Annotated in this window: 15 protein-coding genes and 2 pseudogenes; 5 read left to right on the top strand and 12 right to left on the bottom strand. The window is 63.6% G+C overall.

Features of this window, described 5'->3' with window-relative positions:
• Window positions 1-281: 281 nt before the first annotated feature.
• The 6 genes and pseudogenes from RFN30_RS07905 to RFN30_RS07880 all read right to left on the bottom strand — a co-directional run bounded on the left by RFN30_RS07905 (window position 282) and on the right by RFN30_RS07880 (window position 6632).
• Complete coding sequence (locus RFN30_RS07905) at window positions 282-956, bottom strand: peroxiredoxin-like family protein (RefSeq protein ID WP_292357882.1); 675 nt, start codon at window positions 954-956, stop codon at window positions 282-284.
• Window positions 957-1219: 263 nt separating this feature from the next.
• The gene (locus tag RFN30_RS07900) at window positions 1220-1474 is read right to left on the bottom strand and encodes a hypothetical protein (RefSeq protein ID WP_320261539.1); all 255 of its coding nucleotides are present in this window, start codon (window positions 1472-1474) and stop codon (window positions 1220-1222) included.
• A 49-nt stretch (window positions 1475-1523) separates the two neighbouring features.
• Window positions 1524-3995, bottom strand: a complete 2472-nt coding sequence (locus tag RFN30_RS07895; RefSeq protein ID WP_320261559.1) for an adenylate/guanylate cyclase domain-containing protein — start codon at window positions 3993-3995, stop codon at window positions 1524-1526.
• Window positions 3996-4076: 81 nt separating this feature from the next.
• Window positions 4077-5171 carry a branched-chain amino acid ABC transporter substrate-binding protein gene (locus RFN30_RS07890; protein ID WP_320261538.1) on the bottom strand — a complete coding sequence of 365 codons (1095 nt, stop codon included), beginning with the start codon at window positions 5169-5171 and terminating at the stop codon, window positions 4077-4079.
• Between the two features lie 379 nt (window positions 5172-5550).
• Window positions 5551-5748 (bottom strand): annotated as a pseudogene (locus RFN30_RS07885) (hypothetical protein); the annotation flags it as partial.
• 134 nt (window positions 5749-5882) lie between these two features.
• On the bottom strand, window positions 5883-6632 hold the full coding sequence (locus RFN30_RS07880) for a DUF899 domain-containing protein (RefSeq protein ID WP_320261537.1): 750 nt from the start codon (window positions 6630-6632) through the stop codon (window positions 5883-5885).
• Between the two features lie 112 nt (window positions 6633-6744).
• On the opposite strand from RFN30_RS07880, the gene RFN30_RS07875 reads away from it, so the two are divergent.
• Window positions 6745-7965: a helix-turn-helix domain-containing protein gene (locus RFN30_RS07875; RefSeq protein ID WP_320261536.1), complete on the top strand. Its 1221-nt coding sequence runs from the start codon at window positions 6745-6747 to the stop codon at window positions 7963-7965.
• 31 nt (window positions 7966-7996) lie between these two features.
• Window positions 7997-8659, top strand: a complete 663-nt coding sequence (locus tag RFN30_RS07870; RefSeq protein WP_320261535.1) for a Vgb family protein — start codon at window positions 7997-7999, stop codon at window positions 8657-8659.
• A gap of 39 nt (window positions 8660-8698) precedes the next feature.
• On the opposite strand, the gene RFN30_RS07865 is transcribed toward RFN30_RS07870, so the two are convergent.
• Window positions 8699-8917, bottom strand: a complete 219-nt coding sequence (locus RFN30_RS07865; RefSeq protein WP_320261534.1) for a hypothetical protein — start codon at window positions 8915-8917, stop codon at window positions 8699-8701.
• Between the two features lie 142 nt (window positions 8918-9059).
• Here RFN30_RS07865 and RFN30_RS07860 point away from each other — a divergent pair, with 142 nt between their 5' ends.
• Complete coding sequence (locus tag RFN30_RS07860; protein WP_320261533.1) at window positions 9060-10622, top strand: winged helix-turn-helix domain-containing protein; 1563 nt, start codon at window positions 9060-9062, stop codon at window positions 10620-10622.
• 47 nt (window positions 10623-10669) lie between these two features.
• Here the strand turns inward: RFN30_RS07860 and RFN30_RS07855 are convergent, their stop codons facing one another.
• From RFN30_RS07855 to RFN30_RS07840, 4 genes are all read right to left on the bottom strand, one after another.
• Window positions 10670-11758, bottom strand: a complete 1089-nt coding sequence (locus RFN30_RS07855) for an acyltransferase family protein (RefSeq protein WP_320261532.1) — start codon at window positions 11756-11758, stop codon at window positions 10670-10672.
• Window positions 11759-12113: 355 nt separating this feature from the next.
• On the bottom strand, window positions 12114-13004 hold the full coding sequence (locus tag RFN30_RS07850; RefSeq protein WP_320261531.1) for an ankyrin repeat domain-containing protein: 891 nt from the start codon (window positions 13002-13004) through the stop codon (window positions 12114-12116).
• Between the two features lie 212 nt (window positions 13005-13216).
• Window positions 13217-14473 (bottom strand): MFS transporter, encoded by a 1257-nt coding sequence (locus RFN30_RS07845; RefSeq protein ID WP_320261530.1) that lies wholly within the window; start codon window positions 14471-14473, stop codon window positions 13217-13219.
• Complete coding sequence (locus tag RFN30_RS07840) at window positions 14470-15201, bottom strand: MBL fold metallo-hydrolase (protein WP_320261529.1); 732 nt, start codon at window positions 15199-15201, stop codon at window positions 14470-14472. Before RFN30_RS07840 ends, RFN30_RS07845 begins: the two co-directional genes overlap by 4 nt.
• 110 nt (window positions 15202-15311) lie before the next feature.
• On the opposite strand from RFN30_RS07840, the gene RFN30_RS07835 reads away from it, so the two are divergent.
• Window positions 15312-15977 carry an ArsR/SmtB family transcription factor gene (locus tag RFN30_RS07835; protein WP_320261528.1) on the top strand — a complete coding sequence of 222 codons (666 nt, stop codon included), beginning with the start codon at window positions 15312-15314 and terminating at the stop codon, window positions 15975-15977.
• 20 nt (window positions 15978-15997) lie between these two features.
• On the opposite strand, the gene RFN30_RS07830 is transcribed toward RFN30_RS07835, so the two are convergent.
• Window positions 15998-17992, bottom strand: a complete 1995-nt coding sequence (locus RFN30_RS07830) for a BTAD domain-containing putative transcriptional regulator (RefSeq protein WP_320261527.1) — start codon at window positions 17990-17992, stop codon at window positions 15998-16000.
• A 170-nt stretch (window positions 17993-18162) separates the two neighbouring features.
• On the opposite strand from RFN30_RS07830, the pseudogene RFN30_RS07825 reads away from it, so the two are divergent.
• A pseudogene (locus RFN30_RS07825) lies at window positions 18163-18294 on the top strand (hypothetical protein); the annotation flags it as partial.
• Window positions 18295-18668 lie beyond the last annotated feature (374 nt).

Below are 18668 nucleotides of genomic sequence, written 5' to 3'. Positions count from 1 at the left end.
CAATGCGAGCGCGACCCCCGGCTCGTGATCTCTACCTCACCCCATGCGCCCATCCCGCGCAGCGGGTTCGTTCTTCGGCCTTTTGCGGTCATTCGACATCGGTAGTGAACGACGCTAGTGGCATGTAGTGGGCGTTGGGCTTGTACAGCTTGTCAAAACTCATCCTCGCCCGGCCGACAGTCTTAGCCATGGCGCAAGGTGGAAAGCCGCCATCAAGAGAGGTACATAGGGCCGCAAACTTCGCGTAATTCTCCGCCTAGCCCCACTGCCGAAGCTGCGCCTTACCTTCCGATTTGCGACGCTGCCGACATCAACTCCTGAGTGTTCGGGGCGCCGAATAGGCCGCCATCGAGTACCTCGTTGGAAGTCCAGCGAACGACGCCATCGCGGTCCAGCAAGAACTGACCGACGAGCTGCCCAATGCCTGTGGCCATCATCTGTTGATCCGCTTCCGTGATATCGTAGCTGTCCTTCTTGTTCAGATATTCGAGCGCCGCAAACGGGTCCATCGGTTCCGGCATCTCGCCCGGCAAGTCGACCCGTATCGACTTCACATCGCTCATCGAAACCTTTTGCGGCCATGCGCTCTCATCTTCGGTGATCTGCATATTCGGCAATCCAAAGGCGCGGTGTGAAGTTCGCTCCGGATCGGATGCCGCGAGTAGGCCGAGCATCGGATGGTACCGCAGATAGAGGCGCGCCCGCTCGATGGGCGTGTTGACCACTGTCAGGCTCTCAATGCCCTTTTCGTTGAGGGCTGGGGTGAGTTGCGAAAGCATGGCGATATGGCGCCTGCAAAAAGGACAATGGAGACCCCGGTACAGCCCAACCAGCACTGGTTTCTCGCCTCGGAAATCGTCGATGGCGATCTTGCCCTCGCGGGTAATCGCGTCGAGCACGACATTGGGCGCCGTTTCGCCAGGTTGCAGCGGGCCTGTGTTGAGACGTTCTGACATGCTGATCCCTCCTGCTTGAGCCCATGTGCGGCACATGCATGCTTGGGCATGCTGAAATGGCGGTCGGCCATAGGACGGCGTCAAGGTCGGCGTCGATAGTCCATTTATAGCACGGAGAGGGCGTTATAGCACGGAGAGGGCGGACGCCAGTTCCCACCAGGGAAACGTTTTCACCCGATGGTGTTTCACGAGCCGGGCTATTGAGCGATGACGAGCGGAAGGCAAAGCGGCGGGTCAGGGTGATCCGCGCTGCCGCGTCGTAATTATGTCATTCTCCGAACGACCCAGAGCGACCGGCCCGCATGAGCGATTCCGGACACGAGTCGAAGGCGAGGATCATCTTTGAGCCGGTCAGCCTCAACCACATCAAGGAGCAGGATCCGCTGCTCGGTCTCGTTTGCGTTCGGCGTGATCCAGCAGCGACGATCCTCGCAGCAAAGCCCGGCTTCCGGATGCTCCTGGAGGTACTCGATCGCATATTCGGCGTCCACTTTTCTCGGTCCCGCGTCCACGGACATTTTCTCATCTCCTCCTCTGTCTGCGATCGGCCAGGAAGTGAACCAAGCCCTACTGCCCGGGCTTGCGCGAAAGCCGATCCAGCGCATCTCGAAGCGCAGTGGCGGCGCCGCCACGTTCGTCGGCTGACATCAGCTCCGGTTCAAGTTCCAGCCTGAAGTGCGGAAGCTCGGTTCGAACGGCGCGACAAGCGTCCGCTAGATTGGCCTTCAGATTGATGACGCGGTAAGTGGCAACGGGATAGGCGATCCCCTTGACCTGGACGTGGCCCATCTCCTCACAATCGATCGTGTCCTTTACTTGCGCAAACGTCTCGTAGGAAATGAGGATGGCCCCCGGTGCCGCCTCCTGTTCCAGGCGCGAGGCGAGATTCACGGCGCCGCCGATTATCGTGTAGTCCATCCGGTCCTCGCTGCCGAAGTTACCGACGGTGCAGTAGTCGGTATGGATGCCGATGCGGCAGCGCAGCGGTGTTTCGATCCCCATGTCCCGCCAGACTTCGGTGAGCTCGCTGATCCGCTTTTGCATGGCAAGCGCCATCTGCACACAAGCCAGCGCGTCCTCCTTGACGCCGCGCGTCTCAGGGTCGCCGAAAAACATCAGGATCGCGTCGCCGACGTACTTGTCGATCGTGGCACCATGATCCGACGCGATTTTCGACATTTCCGTCAGGTAGTGATTGAGGAGCTGGGTGAGATCCTCGGACTCCATCTTGTCGGTGGTCTCGGTAAAGCCGGCGATGTCGGAGAAGCAAATTGTCAGCTTCTTGCGCTGACTGGCGATTCTAACGTCTTGGCGGCCGGTGAATATCGAGCTGTACACTTGCGGCGCCAGATATTTGGCCAGCTTGTTGGAAAGCGCCTCTAGGGCAGCGGACTTCTCGGCGAGGTTCTCCTCCCTTCGCTTCAGCTCGGTGATGTCCGAATAGACGGCGACGGTGCCGCCGGCGCTGATCCGCCGCTCGCTTATCATGATCCATCGTCCGTCGCCCCGCCGCTGCACCCATGGTTCGCCAGGGTTGCGGTGCCGCCGCAGGCGCTCGGCGACCCACTCATCGACCCGCCCCTCGGCATCCCTGATGTAGCCGCGCTCGGCGGATCGGCGAATGATCTCCTCGAATGCCGTGCCGGGGGTTAGCTCGGCCTCCAGACCGGCGTATAGCAGTTCGCGGTAGCGGCTGTTGCTGAGGACAAGCCGGTCCTCTCCGTCATAGAGAGCGAAACCTTCGGAAATGCTTTCGATGGCATCGACCAGCCGCTGGCGCGCTTCTGCAACGTCGCGCAGGTTCTTTTCCTCGACCTCGACAGCGGTATCCCGGAAGAGGCTCAGCGCCTCGGCCATGCGCCCGATTTCGTCGCTGCCCGCGGCCGGCAGCGGCGCACGAAGATCGCCGCCCGCGATGGCGAGCATCCCCTGGCTCACCGCTCCCAGACGGGCGAGAAGGCTGCGGTCGACATAGAGCCAGACGACCAGAACCGAGCTCAACAGGCTGAGAAAGGCGGAGCCGAGGACAACTCCGGTGCCGTAGCGCTGGACGAGTGCGGCTTCGCGACCGGAGGCAGTGATCTCGCGATCCGCTGCTGCGACAAGACGGTCGACGGCAGCGGTGAGACTGCGCGACAGCCGATTGTTTTCGGCCAGAAGCTTTTCGCCCTGCGCGAGGACCGCAAGCTCCTCCTCCCGAGCCTTCGGGATGCTGTTCTCGCCATCGGCTAGTGCCTTGAACTCGTCCACCCGCTGCCGGAAACGGGTCTGCAGCTTAACGTCGATCTCCGAGGAAGCCGTTTCCAGAGCGGCAAGCGAGCGGCGCAGCGGAAACAGAATCAACGCCAGATCGCCTTGCGTCGGCGCGGTCGCGGCCTTCACCAGCGCGTCGTTGACCGCCGAGATCTCCAGCTGTGCCTTCTGCTGGGGGATGTAAGCCGCGATCGCCTGGACCATGTCGGCAATTGCCGCTGCGCGTCGATCGGGCGACAGCGACGTATCAGCCGCGACCGCCCGCCATTGCGGGAGCCTGGAATCCACCACCAGGATGCCGGTGGCCAGAAGGCGGTGGCTTCCGGTCGTCGTCGCGGTGAGGCGGTTCAGGAGCTCTTCCTTGCGGGCGACCACATCGAGGCGAGCGATAACCAGAGAGTCGAGCTCCTTCAGGTTGCGCCTCAGAACAACCGCGGCTTCCTCGATCTCGGCCAAAGGCACTGTGCCCAGCGTGGCGTCCCTGAGGTCCGTGCGCAGGGCCTCGAGGCGGGACATCTCGAGCGCGACGGCAGCCGAGACCTCGCTGTGCTGAGCCCTGCTTGTCGCCGCCAGCACCGACGGCGCGGCTGCAGCGACCCGTTCTGCCTGGCGCGACAGCTGGAGGGAGGACAGCGCCGACGGCACCCGATCCGTGGTAATTCGGTTGACGACGTCGCCGACTTGAAGGAAGGCATAAAGCGCCGCAGCGGTTGCCAGCACCGCGAGGGCACTGATCCCAAAAAAGGCAAACAACAGCCGGCCGCGTATGCCGAGGCGTTCAAGCATCGCGGTGAGTCGGAACAATCCAGCCACACTGGTCTGCATCGGACTAGACGTCTCAGGCGGCACGCCGGCGTTCGGCGAACCCTATTCGACCGGCACGTACTCCCCGCCGCGCCAGACGTACCAAACCCAGCTCTGCCTCGTGAGGTCACCCTTGTCGTCGAAATCGACGCGGCCAATGACGGTGTCGAACTCCTGTTTGTGCAGTGTCGCGATGACCGCCTTCGGTTCCAGCGAACCTGCCTTCGCGACCGCCTGGGCCCAGACCTGGACCGCGCAGTAGCTCAACAGCGTGTAGCCCGCGGGCTCGAAGTTTTCCGCGCGGAACCGCTCCACGATCGCGGCCGCGCCGGCATTTCGCCGCGGGTCCGCCGGGAAGGTGAACAGGGTGCCTTCCGCCGCTGAGCCTGCGATCAGGGCGAATTCCTCGGTAGCCAAGGAATCTCCGGATATGAGCTGAACCGTGTAGCCACGGTCGTGTGCGGCGCGAGCAATCAGCGCAACGTCGGCATGATACCCACCCACATACAAGACTGAGACGCCGGCGGTCTGCAACGCAGCGACCTCGGCTGAATAGTCGTCCTTCCCGGGCGCGTATGCGTCGTAAACAGCTTCAGTCACGCCCCGTTTGTGCAGCTGCTTCCTGGTCTCGTCGGCGAGACCCTTCCCATAGGTCGAATTGTCGTGAAGGATTGCAATCTTCTTGTCGCCCCAGCGATCGGCAAGGTAATTGCCGGCGATGAACCCTTGCGCGTCGTCGCGGCCAATGGTGCGGAAGACATTGGCACGGCCCTGTTCGGTCAGCTGCGGATTGGTCGAGCCTGGGGATATTTCGACGACGCCCGCCTCCTCGTACACTTTTGATGCGGGGATCGAGGCCCCGGAGCAATAATGCCCGACAACGAACACCACCCCGTCAGCCACCAGCTTTTGGGCGGCCGCGACCGCTTGCTCGGGATCGCAGAAATCGTCGACCGAGATGAGCCTCACCTTCTGGCCGAGCACGCCGCCCGCCGCGTTGACGTCAGCCACCGCCATCTCCGCGCCGCGCTGCCCCTGCTCGCCGATCCAGGCAAGCCGTCCAGTCATGGCAGACGAGACCCCGATCAGCACCTCGGCCCTCGCGGAACTGAACACGGCCGCGAGAACGACGATCGCTATGGCGATGACACGGTGCATGTGTGCACCCCTTGTGGGCATTAGCTTACGCTAATCCTGCCAGAGCCGACAGCCCCTTCGGTAAGCGCGAGTGTCTCGGATGTTATTGCAGCGCAATCGCGAAGCGACGCTTCACTCGAATGGCGGGTCACAACTTCGTTCGCCGATGTTGGAATCGCGCGCCAAATCGAGACATTCCACTTGGCCGGAGTGAGCATCGTGATTGGGTCAGGTCATGACGATGCTAACGCCGAGCGTAGTGTCAGCTCTTGGAGATTCGCAGCCTGAGCTGCCAGCCCGCTACCGGCCTCGCTCCGGTCATTCGAGAACTACTGGCAACCGGTCGCTTCTGGCGCTTAGCGGGCACTTGGTACGGCGGTCACTAGCCGCACATCAAATCTTATCCCCGCCTCGCCGCCAGCCGCAGCCAGGGCACCAGATGGAAGGCGGCCATCAGCAGATACATCGGCACCATGCCGCCGAGCACGGAGGCGCCGGGGCCGGACATGCACATCATGTCCTGGCCGCCATAGGCAGCGGTGAGCAGCGCCATGATCATAAAGGTGGGCGCCGCCGCGAGGCAGAGCCAGTCGGCGAGGCCGAGGCCTTGCAAGCCAGCCGGGCGAGGGGCGGGATTGTCGATGCTCATGATCTCCACCTTCCAAACTGGTCAGGCTCTCGGGAAAGATCGGCTCCGGCGGCGCGGTTGGCGCCGCCGGAGTCGCTTCACGCTCAGGCGTTCTTGTTGCGGAACGCCGCCTCTCCGGCGTCCGACACCTCGACCCATCGCTGGTCGGGGGCGGCGCCTTCCTCGTAATTGTCGTGCCAGTTCCACCACTTGTAGGTCTGGGTCTGCGGATAGCCCTTGGGCGAATCCTCCCAGACTTCCTGGCGGCCGAGCGGCGTGACGTCGAGATAGCTCCACACCGTGCCGAACGCCTCGTCGCCACGGTTGTTGACGAAGTAGGTGCGGAAGATGCGGTCGCCGTCGTGGATGAAGACGTTGTGGCCGTGCCATTCGTCGACGCCGAAATCCTTGTCCCAGCTGTCGGTGATGGTGTACCAGGGCATCTTCCAGTCCATCCGCTCTTTCAGCCGCTGGATGTCGGCCTGCGGCGCCCGCGAGGCGTAGGCAAGCGTGGTATCGCGGGCATTGAGATGGGCGAGGTTGCCGACCATGTCGGCGCCGAGCGAGCAGCCGCGGCAGGCATGCTCCGGCCAGCCATAGACGCCCGGCTCGAAGAAGGCGCGGTAGATGACGAGCTGCCGGCGGCCTTCGAACAGGTCGAGCAGGCTCGCCTTGCCGTTCGGGCCTTCGAACACGTAGTCCTTCTTAACTTCCATCCACGGCATGCGGCGGCGTTCGGCGGCTAAAGCGTCGCGGGCGCGGGTGAGGGATTTTTCCTTCACGAGCATCTCTTCGTATGCGCCTTCCCAGGCTTCTGGCGAAACGACCGGTGGTGTGTGCATTTGCTGGGTCATTGCTCTTGTCCCGTTCTTTCGGTTGGTTGAGGGTGACGCGGACAGACATAGGGCCGGACAGCGCGATGGTGAGAGTTACAAGTGTGACGGGATTTCTCTCGGTGAGCCTGAGATGGACTCGCTGATCAATGCCGCCGGCCGCGCGCTGGCGTCGGGAGACCCGCTCGGCGCCCTGAAACGCGTCGCGCTGCGCGACGATGCGCCGGCGCTGGCGCTGCGCGGCATCGCCATGGCGCAGCTCGGCGACTTCGCCAAGGCCAAGGCGCTGCTGAAGAGCGCCGCCCGCGCCTTCAGTCCGAAGGAGGCGGTGGCGCGCGCCCGCTGCGTCGTCGCCGAGGCGGAGATCGCGCTGGTCTCGCGCGATCTCGGCTGGCCGGAGAAGGCGTTGCGAAGCGCAAGAACGACGCTTCAAGCGCATGGCGACCGGGTCAATGCCGCCTATGCCGGCAGCCTCGAGGCGCGCCGCCTGATCCTGATCGGCCGGCTCGACGAGGCCGAGCGTCTGCTCGCCGGCTTCGATCCGGCGCCGTTGCCGCCGGTCGCGCGCGTCGCGCATGAGCTCGCGGCCGCCGGAATCGCGGTCAGGCGGCTGCGGACAAAGGCTGCGCGTGCCGCACTCGGCCGCGCGGCGCTCGCAGCTTACGAAGCCAACATTCCGGCGCTGAAGGCCGAAGTCGAAAGCGCGTCGCTGGTGCTGAAAACGCCCGTCGCGCGGCTCGTGGCGAAGGGTTTGGAAAAGCCGCTCCAGCTCGACGAGGTCGAGGCGCTGCTCGCATCCAGAGCGCTCGTCATCGACGCCTGCCGCAATGTCGTGCGCAAAGCCGACACGGTCGTATCGCTGGCGACGCGGCCGGTGCTGTTTGCGCTGGCGCGCACGCTGGCCGAAGCCTGGCCGGCTGATGCGTCGCGGGAGATGCTGCTGAGACGCGCCTTCCGCGCCAGGCACGCCGACGAATCGCATCGCGCGCGGCTCAGGGTCGAGATGGGGCGGCTGCGCGCCGAACTTGGCGTGCTTGCAGAAGTCAACGCAACGGCGGCCGGTTTTGCGCTCATGCCGCTGGAAGCCGCCGAGGTCGTGGTGCTGGCTCCGCCTGTCGAGGAAGAGCATGGCGCGGTGCTCGCCTTCCTGGCCGACGGCGAGTCGTGGTCCAGCTCGGCGCTGGCGATCGCGCTCGGCGCCAGCCCGCGCACCGTGCAGCGGGCGCTGGAAGCGCTTTCGGCCAATAATAAGGTGCAGGCGGTAGGTCGCGGCCGCGCGCGCCGCTGGATGACGCCGCCGGTGACCGGATTCCCGACCGTCTTGTTACTCCCGGGTCCGCTGCCAAGCGACTAGGCTGAGGCCATTGTTCAGATGGAGATCGAAAATGAAACGAGCCGCTGCCGAGATCCTGCGCGAATACGGCCCCTTTCCCGACGCCGAGCGCGTCAACGGCGTCACCTATGACGGCAAGAATGTCTGGTTCGCCACCGGCGACAAGCTGAAGGCGCTTGATCCGGAGAGCGGCGCGATCGTCCAATCGATCGACGTCGCCTCGCATGCCGGGACCGCCTTCGACGGCGAGCATCTCTACCAGATCGCCGAGGACCGCATCCACAAGGTAGACCCGAAGACCGGCAAGGTCGTCGCCACCATTCCAGCCCCCGGCAATGGCGGCGATTCAGGCATGGCCTGGGCCGAAGGTTCGCTCTGGGTCGGCGAATACAGGGCGCACAAGATCCATCAGATCGATCCCGAAACGGGCAAGGTGATCCGCACCATTGAATCGAAGCGCGTCGTGACCGGCGTCACCTGGGTCGATGGCGAGCTCTGGCATGCCACCTGGGAAGGCGAGGAGGGCGATCTCTTGCGCATCGATCCCGAGACGGGCGACGTGCTGCAGGAGGTGGCGATGCCCTCAGGTGTGTCGGGACTGGAATCCGATGGCGGCGGCTGCTTCTTCTGCGGTGGTGGCAGCAGCGGCAAGATCAAGGCCGTGCGCCGCCCCGGACATGCCGCGACGGACAAGGTTTCCGCCCCCGGCAAATAGCGGGCTGGCCGAGTCCGGCGCTGAGTGGAAACTTGCAGGTCACCAGGCGGGATCTCGGCCTTCGAGATCATCGTCCGGTCCGCGCTGCGGCTGGCGATGAATGGTGGCGTAGGGGTCCACATAGGCCATTTTGAGCGCATCGCCCCACAAACCGGGTATGGCGTTGAGCGATGCGCCGATTGCAAGCCTCGGAAAGCTTAGCCGTGGCAGGTTGAGGCGTCGCACTGCAGTCGGGGCGGTGGTAGGGATGTCAGCCATGGTGTCCTCCCATAACAGTGAGAATGACACCGCTTCCCGCTCAGGTCCTTGGCCCGAACCTGAAGAGTCCTGAACCGGCCTGAAGTTCGCCTTCAGGATCATCTTGGATTATCTTGGCCGCCAGGGGATGGGTTCTTGGCCAATGGACCTGGAGTTTGGGAACTATCGTTTGAAACGCGCCGAACGGCAGCTGCTGGGGCCGAATGGGCCGGTTGAGCTTTCGGCTCGCTCCTTCGACATCCTCGCCGCACTGCTCGACAAGCCGGATGACGTGATCGGCAAAACCGAACTTTTCGCTACGGTCTGGCCGGGCCAGGTGGTGGAGGAGAACACGCTGCAGGTCCACATTTCGGCGCTCCGAAAGCTGCTGTCCGCCGAGATGATCGTGACCGTGCATGGTCGCGGCTATAAATATGCCGGTCCCAAGCCCTCTATGGCTACGGCAGAGGCAACGGCGCCGTCCAGACCGTCCATCGCCATACTTCCCTTCGCCAATTTGAGTGGCGATGCGGAGCAAGACATTTTCTGCGAAGGATTGGCGCTCAACATTGTTGCCAACCTTGGGCGCTTTCACGAGTTGTTCGTCATCGACAGGTTTTCAACCCTGGCCTATCGGAACCGGACGGTGACCTCGGCTGAGGCCGCGCGTGAACTTTCAGTTCGCTACATCATAGAGGGTAGTGTTCAGAAGGCTGGTGATCGCATCCGCGTCTCAGTCCAACTTGTTGACGGAACGGACAACCGGCAGCTTTGGACAGAAACCTATGACCGGCAATTGACCGATATCTTCGAGGTCCAGGATGAGATCACCGGGACGATCGTCGGCACGCTTGCATCCGGCTATGGCGGCAGGCTCGGCAAGGCCTGGCGCGCCCGAACCAAGTCTGCCGGGCTCGAGAGTTTTGTTGCCCTGGATTATCTCCAGCGTGCCCTTGATGCCTGTCGTTTCAACAAGGAGGGAGAGAGCCTTGCCAGGGAGTATCTGGCCAGGGCAATTGAATGCGATCCCACACTTGCCAAGGCCTATAGCAAAATGGCGCTGAGTCATCTGGTCGACGCTTGTTTCGGCTGGGCTGATGACTACGACGTCTCGATGGAATTGGCCCGCCGATGGGCAGTCAAGGCAATTGCCTGCGACGATGGCGATTCCTGGTCCCATTGGGCCTTCGCCAGCTACCATTTGTACACAGCAAATCATGGCGTGGCGCTTGAGGCGTTCCGGAAGGCTCTCGAATGCAATCCCAACGACGCCGAGGTGACGACCGACTATGCGCTTTGCCTGAGCTATGTAGGGAGGGGGGAACAGGGCATCGAGCAGGCACAGAAGGCCATGCGGCTCAATCCGTATCACTATGAATGGTACACTTCTCAACTGGGGCAGATCTATTTCGATGCCCGCCACTATGACAAGGCTATCGCCACCTTTGCCAGTCTGCGTTCGCTGGATAGCGCCATCGTGCGCATCTATCAGGCTGCCAGCTTCGCCGCCTGCGGGAACCTGCAGCGGGCCCGGAAGTCTGTGGAACGCGCGCTCGAACTCGATGCCGGAGCCACGCTCGAAAAATGGACTGATCAGAAGCTAGCGCCCTATGGTGATGCCGTTTACCTCGAACATTTCCGCAAGAATCTTCGCAGGGCCGGTCTACCCGAGCGGGCCGCGCCGCGCGTTGACAAGGAAGAACAAGCGTCTCCCGGGCTGCGATGAGCACCGTCGATCCAAGGCCTGGATTGAAACGAAACATGTAGTCTCGATCAGGCCGCCTCGCGCGCCGGCCGGGCAACGCCCTTGTTTGAGATCTGGCCGGCATTCGGCGTGTCGATATGAGCCCAGGCCGGCCGCTCGAACAGGAAGTTTCCGAAGCCGGTGCGCTTGACGATGAAATAGAGAATGACCGGGCTGGTGACCGAAACGAGCAGCACCGCGAGGCTCAGCATGCCGGTGTCGGTCAGAAGGCCGCTTGCCAGTGCTGCACCGCGGAAGATCGACATTGGGATGGTGAAGGCGACATAGACGACCAGCGAATGCTCGCCGAGCCAGCGCAGCCATTCCATCGAGGCGAATTTCGACAGGAAGCCGCCGGCGACGCAGAGCGCCACCGCGCCGGCGACGGCGAGGGTAAGATGCAGCGGCGGCCATGCCGCCAGCCCCATCTGCATGCCGACCGGCTCGACGGCATAACCCGGCGAATAGACGAGCAGGCCGTTGACGATCGCCCATGCGATCAGGCCCGCAACCGCGATCACTGGGCGGTCTTGCGTCCACTCGACGAGCCGGAACACCAGCGGCGCCAGGACGAAGCCGAGATAGAAGAACACGAAATAGGCGGCGAATTGTGTGAGCGCATAGCTGTCCGAATGCGGCGCCCACATCTGCAGCACTGCCGCGGCCGGGATGACGATCCAATGCGGCACGTTAAGCTCGCGCAGGACGCGCGCGACGAGGCCGAACACCGCCAGCATGTAGATGAACCACAGCACGCCATAGGGCTGGACGACAGCCATTGCGAGGTCGTGCAGCATGCCGGCCGGATCGCGGCTGAAGACGCCGATCTTCAGCCCGATCGAGATGATCGCCCACAGCACGTAGAAATAGAGGTAGTGGACGACGCGCCGGTCGATGTAGCGCCGCCACGGCCGGTCGATCACCTGCGACAGGAACAGTCCTGAGATCAGGAAGAACTCCGGCATGCGGAACGGCGTCGCGAAGCCGATGACGTAATGCAGGAAGCCGACGCCGCCGGTGTATTCACCGGTGTTGTAGGCCGAATACATCATCACCACCAGGATGATCGAAAGACCTTTTACCGTATCCACCCACGGCATGCGCGTCGAGTTGTTCATGAACGACCCCGAGAAAGGCACCCGGCGCCAGAGTACCGGAAGGGTACATCTCTAGCAGCACGAAGCTTCGGATATCGTAAACGCGACGCTGCTAGTGGTGAACGTCTGACGCTTGGTACCCAAGGCGAATCCATGCGATGGGCGGCGAACTGCCGTTGCGTGCGGTTGGCGCAACGACCTGGTAGCGCCAAATGCCGTCAAAGGTGGGCGATGACCGGTGACCCGTTTCATTGGCGTGCGATGCCACCGGGCCGATGGCCTTCTAGGATCAGCAAAGGTGGCTATTTGAACAAATTTGAGTTGGGAGACGAAGCGAAGCAGGCCCGTACCAGTCGTTGCGCAAGAGATTATCGATTCAAGGTAGCGGGATCGGCTTGTCACTGAGTGTGCGCAAATACGCGATCAGATCGACTCGTTCTGTCTCGTCAGGAACACCAGGCATCTCCATCTTAACGCCCGGCCTGGTGAGCATGGGCCCGTACAGATATCTGTTCAGATCCTCATACGTCCACACGCCTTCCCAGCTCAGCAAGGCATCCGAATAATCCATATTTGCCATAGATGCCTTGTCGCGACCGACGACGCCCCACAAGTTCGGTCCCGCTTTGGTCCCTGCCTTTGGCTCGGCATTGTGGCAACGGTTACACGCGCGGGTGAAGTAGGTTCGGCCTTTCTCGACATCGGCAGAAGCCAACTTCATCGAGATCGGGGCTGGTGTTGGCAAGACGACGCCGTGCGACATCAGATAGTCTGCGACTTCACGTTGCCCCTTGCGTTTTGCGAGATGGAGCGGTGTCTTGCCGTCATTTGTCTTCGCATTCACGTCGGCGCCGGCCTCGACCAGTGCCTTCACGCAGTCGAGACACCCGAGAATGACGGCGACATGAAGGGCGGATTCGCCGTCACGGTCCGAATTGGGATTTGCGTGATGCTCCAGCAAAAGCTTTAACAGATCGATCTTGCGTTTCCCCATAGCCGCCATCAGCGGGCGACCCCAAGTCGTCTGGGCGTTGACGTCCGCACCACGTTCTATGAGCAGTTTTGCTGCTTCGATATGGCCCATCATGACCGCAAAATAGAGCGGCGTTGCGTCTCCATCGCTCTCATCGATGCCGGCACCTGCGTCGAGCGCTGCCGTGATCGCCGCAACATCGCCGTTCTTCGCGGCGTCGTGAATGGCGGCGGCGCGCAATTCAATCGGGAAATAAACAAGCAGTGGCGCAATGAAAAGCAGGAGCCTGCGCATTGGCCCCTCCCCAAGGCAAACCGGAGCACGCAGCACGCTTTAAGGGGACAAGGATACCTCAAACTCCCCGCGAGAACGAGAGTTTTCGGGAAGACTGGCCATGGCCTTGCTGCCCACCGTCAGAGGCTGTGGGGTCCCATCCGGGTCAACTCGGACCGTAGCGCGAGCAAAGGTGGACTCTTCTACGCGGGTACCAGCGTCAGGCTTCACCGCTAGCCGTCGCTTCGTGCCGGCGTTAACGCTGTCGTCTCCCGCATCGCCAGCGCTACGATCGCGCCCGACAGGAAGGTCAGCGCCGCGATTGCCGCGATCGCCGCGACGAAGCCGAAAAAGTCGGCGATCAGGCCCGCCGACAGCGCCCCGATCGCATAGCCGAGATCGCGCCAGAAGCGGTAGACGCTGAGCGAACGCGCCCGCCACGAAGGATGCGATGCGTCCGACACCGCCGCGATCAGGCTCGGATAGACCATCGCCGTGCCGAGGCCGAGCAGCAGGCTCGCCAGCAGCCACCAGCCGAAATCGCGCGTCATGGCGGTGGTGAGAAGCCCTGCCGCCTGCACCCACATGCCGGCGACGATCAGGCCCTTGCGGCCCCAGCGGTCGCTCAATGGCCCGGTCGCGACCTGGAGGATGCCCCACACCGCAGGATAGACCGCCTTGAGGATGCCGATCCGCTCGACGCCGAGCCCGTGAGCGACGAAGAAGAGCGGAAAAAGACCCCAGCTCATGCCGTCGTTCAGGTTGTTCACCAGGCCGGCCTGCGAGGCGGCGAACAGGTTGCGGTCACCAAACGAGGTCAGCATGAAGATTTCGCGGAAGCCGAGCGGCGAGGCAGCTTTGGGATGGTTGGCCAGTTCCAGTCGCACATGCTCGCGTGTGTCGCGCACGAGCAGGATCGACAGCGCAGCGCCAAGGACCGCATAGCCGACTCCGAGATAGATCGGCACCGGACGCAGTCCGTAGCGGCTGGCCAGATAGCCGGTGAGGAAAGCGGTGATGCCGACGGCGAGGTAGCCGGCGAACTCGTTGAGGCCAACGGCAAGCCCGCGCGATTTCGGCCCGACGAGATCGACCTTCATGATGACGGTCATCGACCAGGCGAGACCCTGATTGATGCCGAGCAAGGCGTTGGCGGCGACGATCCAGCCCCAGCTCGGTGCCCAGATAATGATGAAGGGCACCGGCAGGCCGAACAGCCAGCCCAGGATCAGCACGCGCTTGCGGCCCCACATGTCGGCGAGCTGTCCGGAGACGAGGTTGGCGCAGGCCTTGACCACGCCGAAGCTGACGATGAAGGAGACGACCAGCGTGGTGGAGGCGACGCCGAATTCCTCCGCGCCGATCAGCGGCACGACGGTCCGCTCGATGCCGACCATGCCGCCGACAAAGGCGTTGATCAGCACCAGGAGAGCGAATTGCTTCCAGTTGGCCTTGAGGCCAAGCGCGACGCCGGGCGCGGCTGCGCTCAAGATTTGGCCCCGGCGTTCGCGGCCCGGGTGCGGGCGGCATCCGGCGGCGGGGGAGGGATGTCGGCGGTCATGGCCGCGACGAACTGGTCCTCGTCGTCGATACGGAAGGCCTTGTTGAAGCGCCGCTCGAAGCCGATGGTCGATGTCGGCTTGCCGCTCAGCGAGCGCCCGCAGACCGAGCCGGAATAGGCGCCCGGCAGCACCTCGATATGATCTGGCAACTCCTTGAGGCGCCGCACGCTGGCATAGAGCGCGCGGGCGCCGTCCTCCGCGCTCGAGGCGAGTTCCGTGCGGCCGAGATCGCCGACCATCAGCGTATGCCCGGTGAGCACGAACCAGGGCTCGGCCGACCGCGTCCGGTCGGTGACCAGAAGGCTCAAATGCTCCGGCGTGTGACCCGGCGTGTGCATCACGGTCGCCGTCACATTGCCGAGCTCCAGCACCTCGCCGTCCTTCACCCGACGGAACGGAAAGTCTGCCTCGGCGCCTTCGAAGAGCACGTATTCGGCGCCGGTCGCCTCGGCGAGTGCCCGGCCGGCCGAAATGTGGTCGGCATGGATATGCGTGTCGACGACGTAAAGAATGCGCATGCCAGTCGCGCGCGCCGCATCGACATAGGGCGCTATGTCGCCGACCGGATCGACAACGGCCGCGGAAGCCTTGCCGCCGCAGCCGAACAGATAGGAGGCGGCGACCGGATCGGAATGCAGGAACTGCCTGAGAATCATTGCTTTTCCTCCGCACGGCCGGTCGTGGCGGGCGAGCCGCCCGGCTTGACAGCAAGTTGAAATCGTCATTCAATCATTCCATTGAATAACGATGCGTCGCTGAAGGGACGATGTCAATCCGCAATCCGAAACAGGCGCTCTACGAACAGTTCGCGATCGTCGCCAAGGCGCTCGGCCACCCGCTGCGCCTGGAAATAATCGAGCATCTGGCGCAAGGCGCGCGCAGCGTCGAGGCGCTCGCCGCGAAGCTCGGCCAGCCCGTCGCCAACATCTCGCAGCATCTGCAGGCACTTCGCCGCGCCGGCATCGTCGCGGCCGAACGCGACGGCAAATTCGTCCGCTATGCGCTCGCGGATGAGAGCGTGCTCACCGCTGTTGCTTCGGTGCGCGCCGTTGCCGAGCGGCAGCTGGCCGAGGTCGACCGCATCGTGCGCGGCTATTTCGAGACGCGCGACGACATGCGGCCCGTTAGCCGGGACGAACTTCAGGCGCTGATGCGCGACGGGCTGGTGACGCTGATCGATGTCCGCCCGCCGGACGAGTTCGCGATCGGCCATGTGCCCGGCGCGATCAATGTCCCGCTCGGCGAAATCAGAGCCTGGTCCCATAGTGCCGACACCAGTCGTGAAGTCGTAGCATACTGCCGCGGTCCATGGTGCGTGATGTCCTTCGAAGCGGTTTCCGCGCTGCGCTCGCTCGGCCATTCCGCGCGCCGTCTCGAGGACGGAATGCCGGAATGGAAGGCCGCCGGCCTGCCGGTGGAGATGGCCGCCTGACGGCGTGGCTGAACGGGTAGTCAGCGCTCGGGCAATCCCGCCAGCTTCAAGCCTTCGACCACCTTGTTTGCCCATTCCGGGGTGTTGCGGAAGATAGGCAGCGACCGGAATCGTTCGATCGTGAAACTCGGCTGGCCGGCCATGAGCTTTTGTGCCGCCCATCGGGCGGTCTCCAGGTCGCCGCCCATCGCCGACCAGGCGGCGAGGTAGCGATAGGACGTGATGATGTCGGGGTGGGCGGCGATCACCTCACGCGCGATCGCGACCGCCTGGGAAAGGGAACCTGTCTTGGCCAAGGCGTAGCCCATTCCCAGTCTCACGGCGAATGCGAACGGATCCATCGGGCTCAGAGCCATCGCTCGTTGGAACCGTTCGGGCGCGCGGGCCTCTTCGCCCTTGTAGATCGCGATCCAGCCATGGCGTGCCCATGCCCACGCATTGTTCGGATCGAGCGTGAGCGCCCTTTCGATGAAGCTGGCGGCGCGCTCCTGGTCACCGCCCATGCTCAATGCCGAGCCGGCGGCGGTCAACGCGATTGGATCATCGCCGATCGAGCCGGCTGCCTCGACCGCCGCGACCGCCTTTTCCAGCTCGCTTTCCGGGTTCTCCGCCCACAGAAACACGGCGTTCGAGGCGTGGCACCAGGCCAGAAGCGCATGCGCGCGGCCATAGGCCGGATCGACTGCGATCGCCTTCTTGAGCAGCCCTATTGCCAGGTCGTTGGTGTCCTTGCGGCGGCCCCAAATGTTCGGAAAGGCGCGCATGACGAAATCATAGGCCCGCAGGCTGGTCGGCGGCTTGCGTTTGGCCAACTCGATCTCGGCACCGCGGATGGCCGGATGGATGGCGCCGGCCACCTGCGCCGCGATCCTGTCCTGGAACTCGAAAACGTCCTCGGTCGCGCCCTCGTAGCGCTCGGCCCAGAGCTGTGTCCGTGTCTCGGCATCGACAAGCTGCACGGAAATACGCAGCCGGTCGCCGCCCCGCCGAACGGTGCCTTCGACGACGTAGTTGACGCCGAGTTCCCGGCCCACCTCGCGCACGTCGACGAAGCGTCCCTTGTAGGTGAAGGCGGACTGGCGCGCGATGACGAAGAAGTCGCGGACACGCGAAAGCGCGGCAGTGATCTCCTCGACGACGCCGTCGGCAAAATATTCGTCGTTCGTCCCGCCAAGATTGTCGAAGGCCATCACCGCCACCGAGGGCTGGTCATGCGGTCTCGCCGACGCGGCGATAGACTGGATCGGTCGGGCGGTGTCGTGCGTCGGCGTGGTCTGGCGATCTCCGCCCCGCGTTTGCAGCGACGCCGCCAATGACTGCGTCTGTGCCTCGGGCTCCACGCCCAGATGCTTCTTCAGCAGCGCGCGGCAGGTTTCGAACTGACGCAAGGCCGCGTTTTCGTGGCCCCTCGCAGCGTGGATGCGCATCAAGGCCCGGTGCGCCGGCTCCGCAGTCGGATCCGCGGCAAGCAGCCTTTCCGCAAGCCGTTCGCAGGCTGTTTCATCCGCGGATCCGGTCTCGGGCAAGGCGAGGCTCAGGCGCTCCACCAATTGCAGCGCTTTCTGCCGGTATCCCGTCTGATATGGACGGAACCATTCATCCAGACCGTCGGGAATGGCCTCACCCGCGAGCACGTCACCACGGTAGAGCTGGGCGGCGCAGGCGAGGTCAGCCGTGCTGCTTTCGGCAAGCTTGCGCTCGAAGAGCCAGATATCCGCTTCGTCCGGACCGGCCGTCAGCGCGACCGTTTCCTGATCCCCATCGATGGAAATGGCCGCATTGCCGGCGGCGGGAAACCACCGCCTGATGTCGGCCAGGGCCTGGCGCAGGCTGTTGCGCGACTGCGCATCGCCTCGTCCCGGCCAAAACCCTTCGCAAAGCCGTTCGCGAGTGTGGCCGCGGCGACCCGCCAGGACCAGGGCGGCAAAAAGAAGCGAGGATTTGCGCGTTGCGAATTGCACAGGCTGGCCGTCTCCGGACATCACCTCGAGACCGCCAAGCAACCGGATACGCACGACCCCTCTCCAGATTTCGAACGCGCCAGCAGAATAGCATCTTCGCCGGTCGATTTAACGCGGATTTAACGGCGTCCCGCCGGACTTGCCGCAATGGTTCACGCCCGGCTGAACAGCCGCCGATCGCGCGTGTGACAAGCTGCGACCGTAATCTGGAACGGGAGAGCAAAATGGCTCACACGGAAGCTCACGCGAAGACCCGCACATCGAGACACCGGCTGCTTGGGGTAGCGTCGAAAAGCATCGCAACAGGGCTCGCTGCCTTCACGGCCTGGCGGAGGGCCGTTGCAGCTCGCAGGGCGTTAGCAGACCTGACGCCCGATCAGTTGAAGGACATCGGCTGCCTGGAGCCCCCTGCGCCGAAGATCGTCGTCAGGGTCGGGGTCGGCATCATGACGGATCTGATGTCCATGAGATGAGGTTCGCCGCCAATCTCGCGTCGCTCGAAAACCTGCGCGTCGCTGCCACCGCCAATCATGGAGGGTAATCATGCATATGAGAGCTGACTCGCCGATTGCACCCGCGACACTTTCGCGAGGGGAAGCGCTGAGCCTCCTTTCGGCCGGCATTGCAGGACCCTGCTGCGGCGAGGCCAATGAGATGCTGGCCTGGCTCTACCTGCTGCCGCCCAGCGAGCCAGCATCCGGCGAGACGGGCGCCGAACCGCCAGTCGATC

The sequence above is a fragment of the Mesorhizobium dulcispinae genome (assembly GCF_033977345.1).
Classification (GTDB): Bacteria; Pseudomonadota; Alphaproteobacteria; order Rhizobiales; family Rhizobiaceae; genus Mesorhizobium; species Mesorhizobium dulcispinae.
This window is presented reverse-complemented; position numbering and strand designations above follow the sequence as displayed.

Bases quoted from the DNA above. Each gene is read 5' to 3' on its own strand.
- RFN30_RS07905 (WP_292357882.1), bottom strand. From the start codon at position 956: ATGTCAGAACGTCTCAACACAGGCCCGCTGCAACCTGGCGAAACGGCG.
- RFN30_RS07900 (WP_320261539.1), bottom strand. From the start codon at position 1,474: ATGTCCGTGGACGCGGGACCGAGAAAAGTGGACGCCGAATATGCGATC.
- RFN30_RS07895 (WP_320261559.1), bottom strand. From the start codon at position 3,995: ATGCTTGAACGCCTCGGCATACGCGGCCGGCTGTTGTTTGCCTTTTTT.
- RFN30_RS07890 (WP_320261538.1), bottom strand. From the start codon at position 5,171: ATGCACCGTGTCATCGCCATAGCGATCGTCGTTCTCGCGGCCGTGTTC.
- RFN30_RS07880 (WP_320261537.1), bottom strand. From the start codon at position 6,632: ATGACCCAGCAAATGCACACACCACCGGTCGTTTCGCCAGAAGCCTGG.
- RFN30_RS07875 (WP_320261536.1), top strand. From the start codon at position 6,745: ATGGACTCGCTGATCAATGCCGCCGGCCGCGCGCTGGCGTCGGGAGAC.
- RFN30_RS07870 (WP_320261535.1), top strand. From the start codon at position 7,997: ATGAAACGAGCCGCTGCCGAGATCCTGCGCGAATACGGCCCCTTTCCC.
- RFN30_RS07865 (WP_320261534.1), bottom strand. From the start codon at position 8,917: ATGGCTGACATCCCTACCACCGCCCCGACTGCAGTGCGACGCCTCAAC.
- RFN30_RS07860 (WP_320261533.1), top strand. From the start codon at position 9,060: ATGGACCTGGAGTTTGGGAACTATCGTTTGAAACGCGCCGAACGGCAG.
- RFN30_RS07855 (WP_320261532.1), bottom strand. From the start codon at position 11,758: ATGAACAACTCGACGCGCATGCCGTGGGTGGATACGGTAAAAGGTCTT.
- RFN30_RS07850 (WP_320261531.1), bottom strand. From the start codon at position 13,004: ATGCGCAGGCTCCTGCTTTTCATTGCGCCACTGCTTGTTTATTTCCCG.
- RFN30_RS07840 (WP_320261529.1), bottom strand. From the start codon at position 15,201: ATGATTCTCAGGCAGTTCCTGCATTCCGATCCGGTCGCCGCCTCCTAT.
- RFN30_RS07835 (WP_320261528.1), top strand. From the start codon at position 15,312: ATGTCAATCCGCAATCCGAAACAGGCGCTCTACGAACAGTTCGCGATC.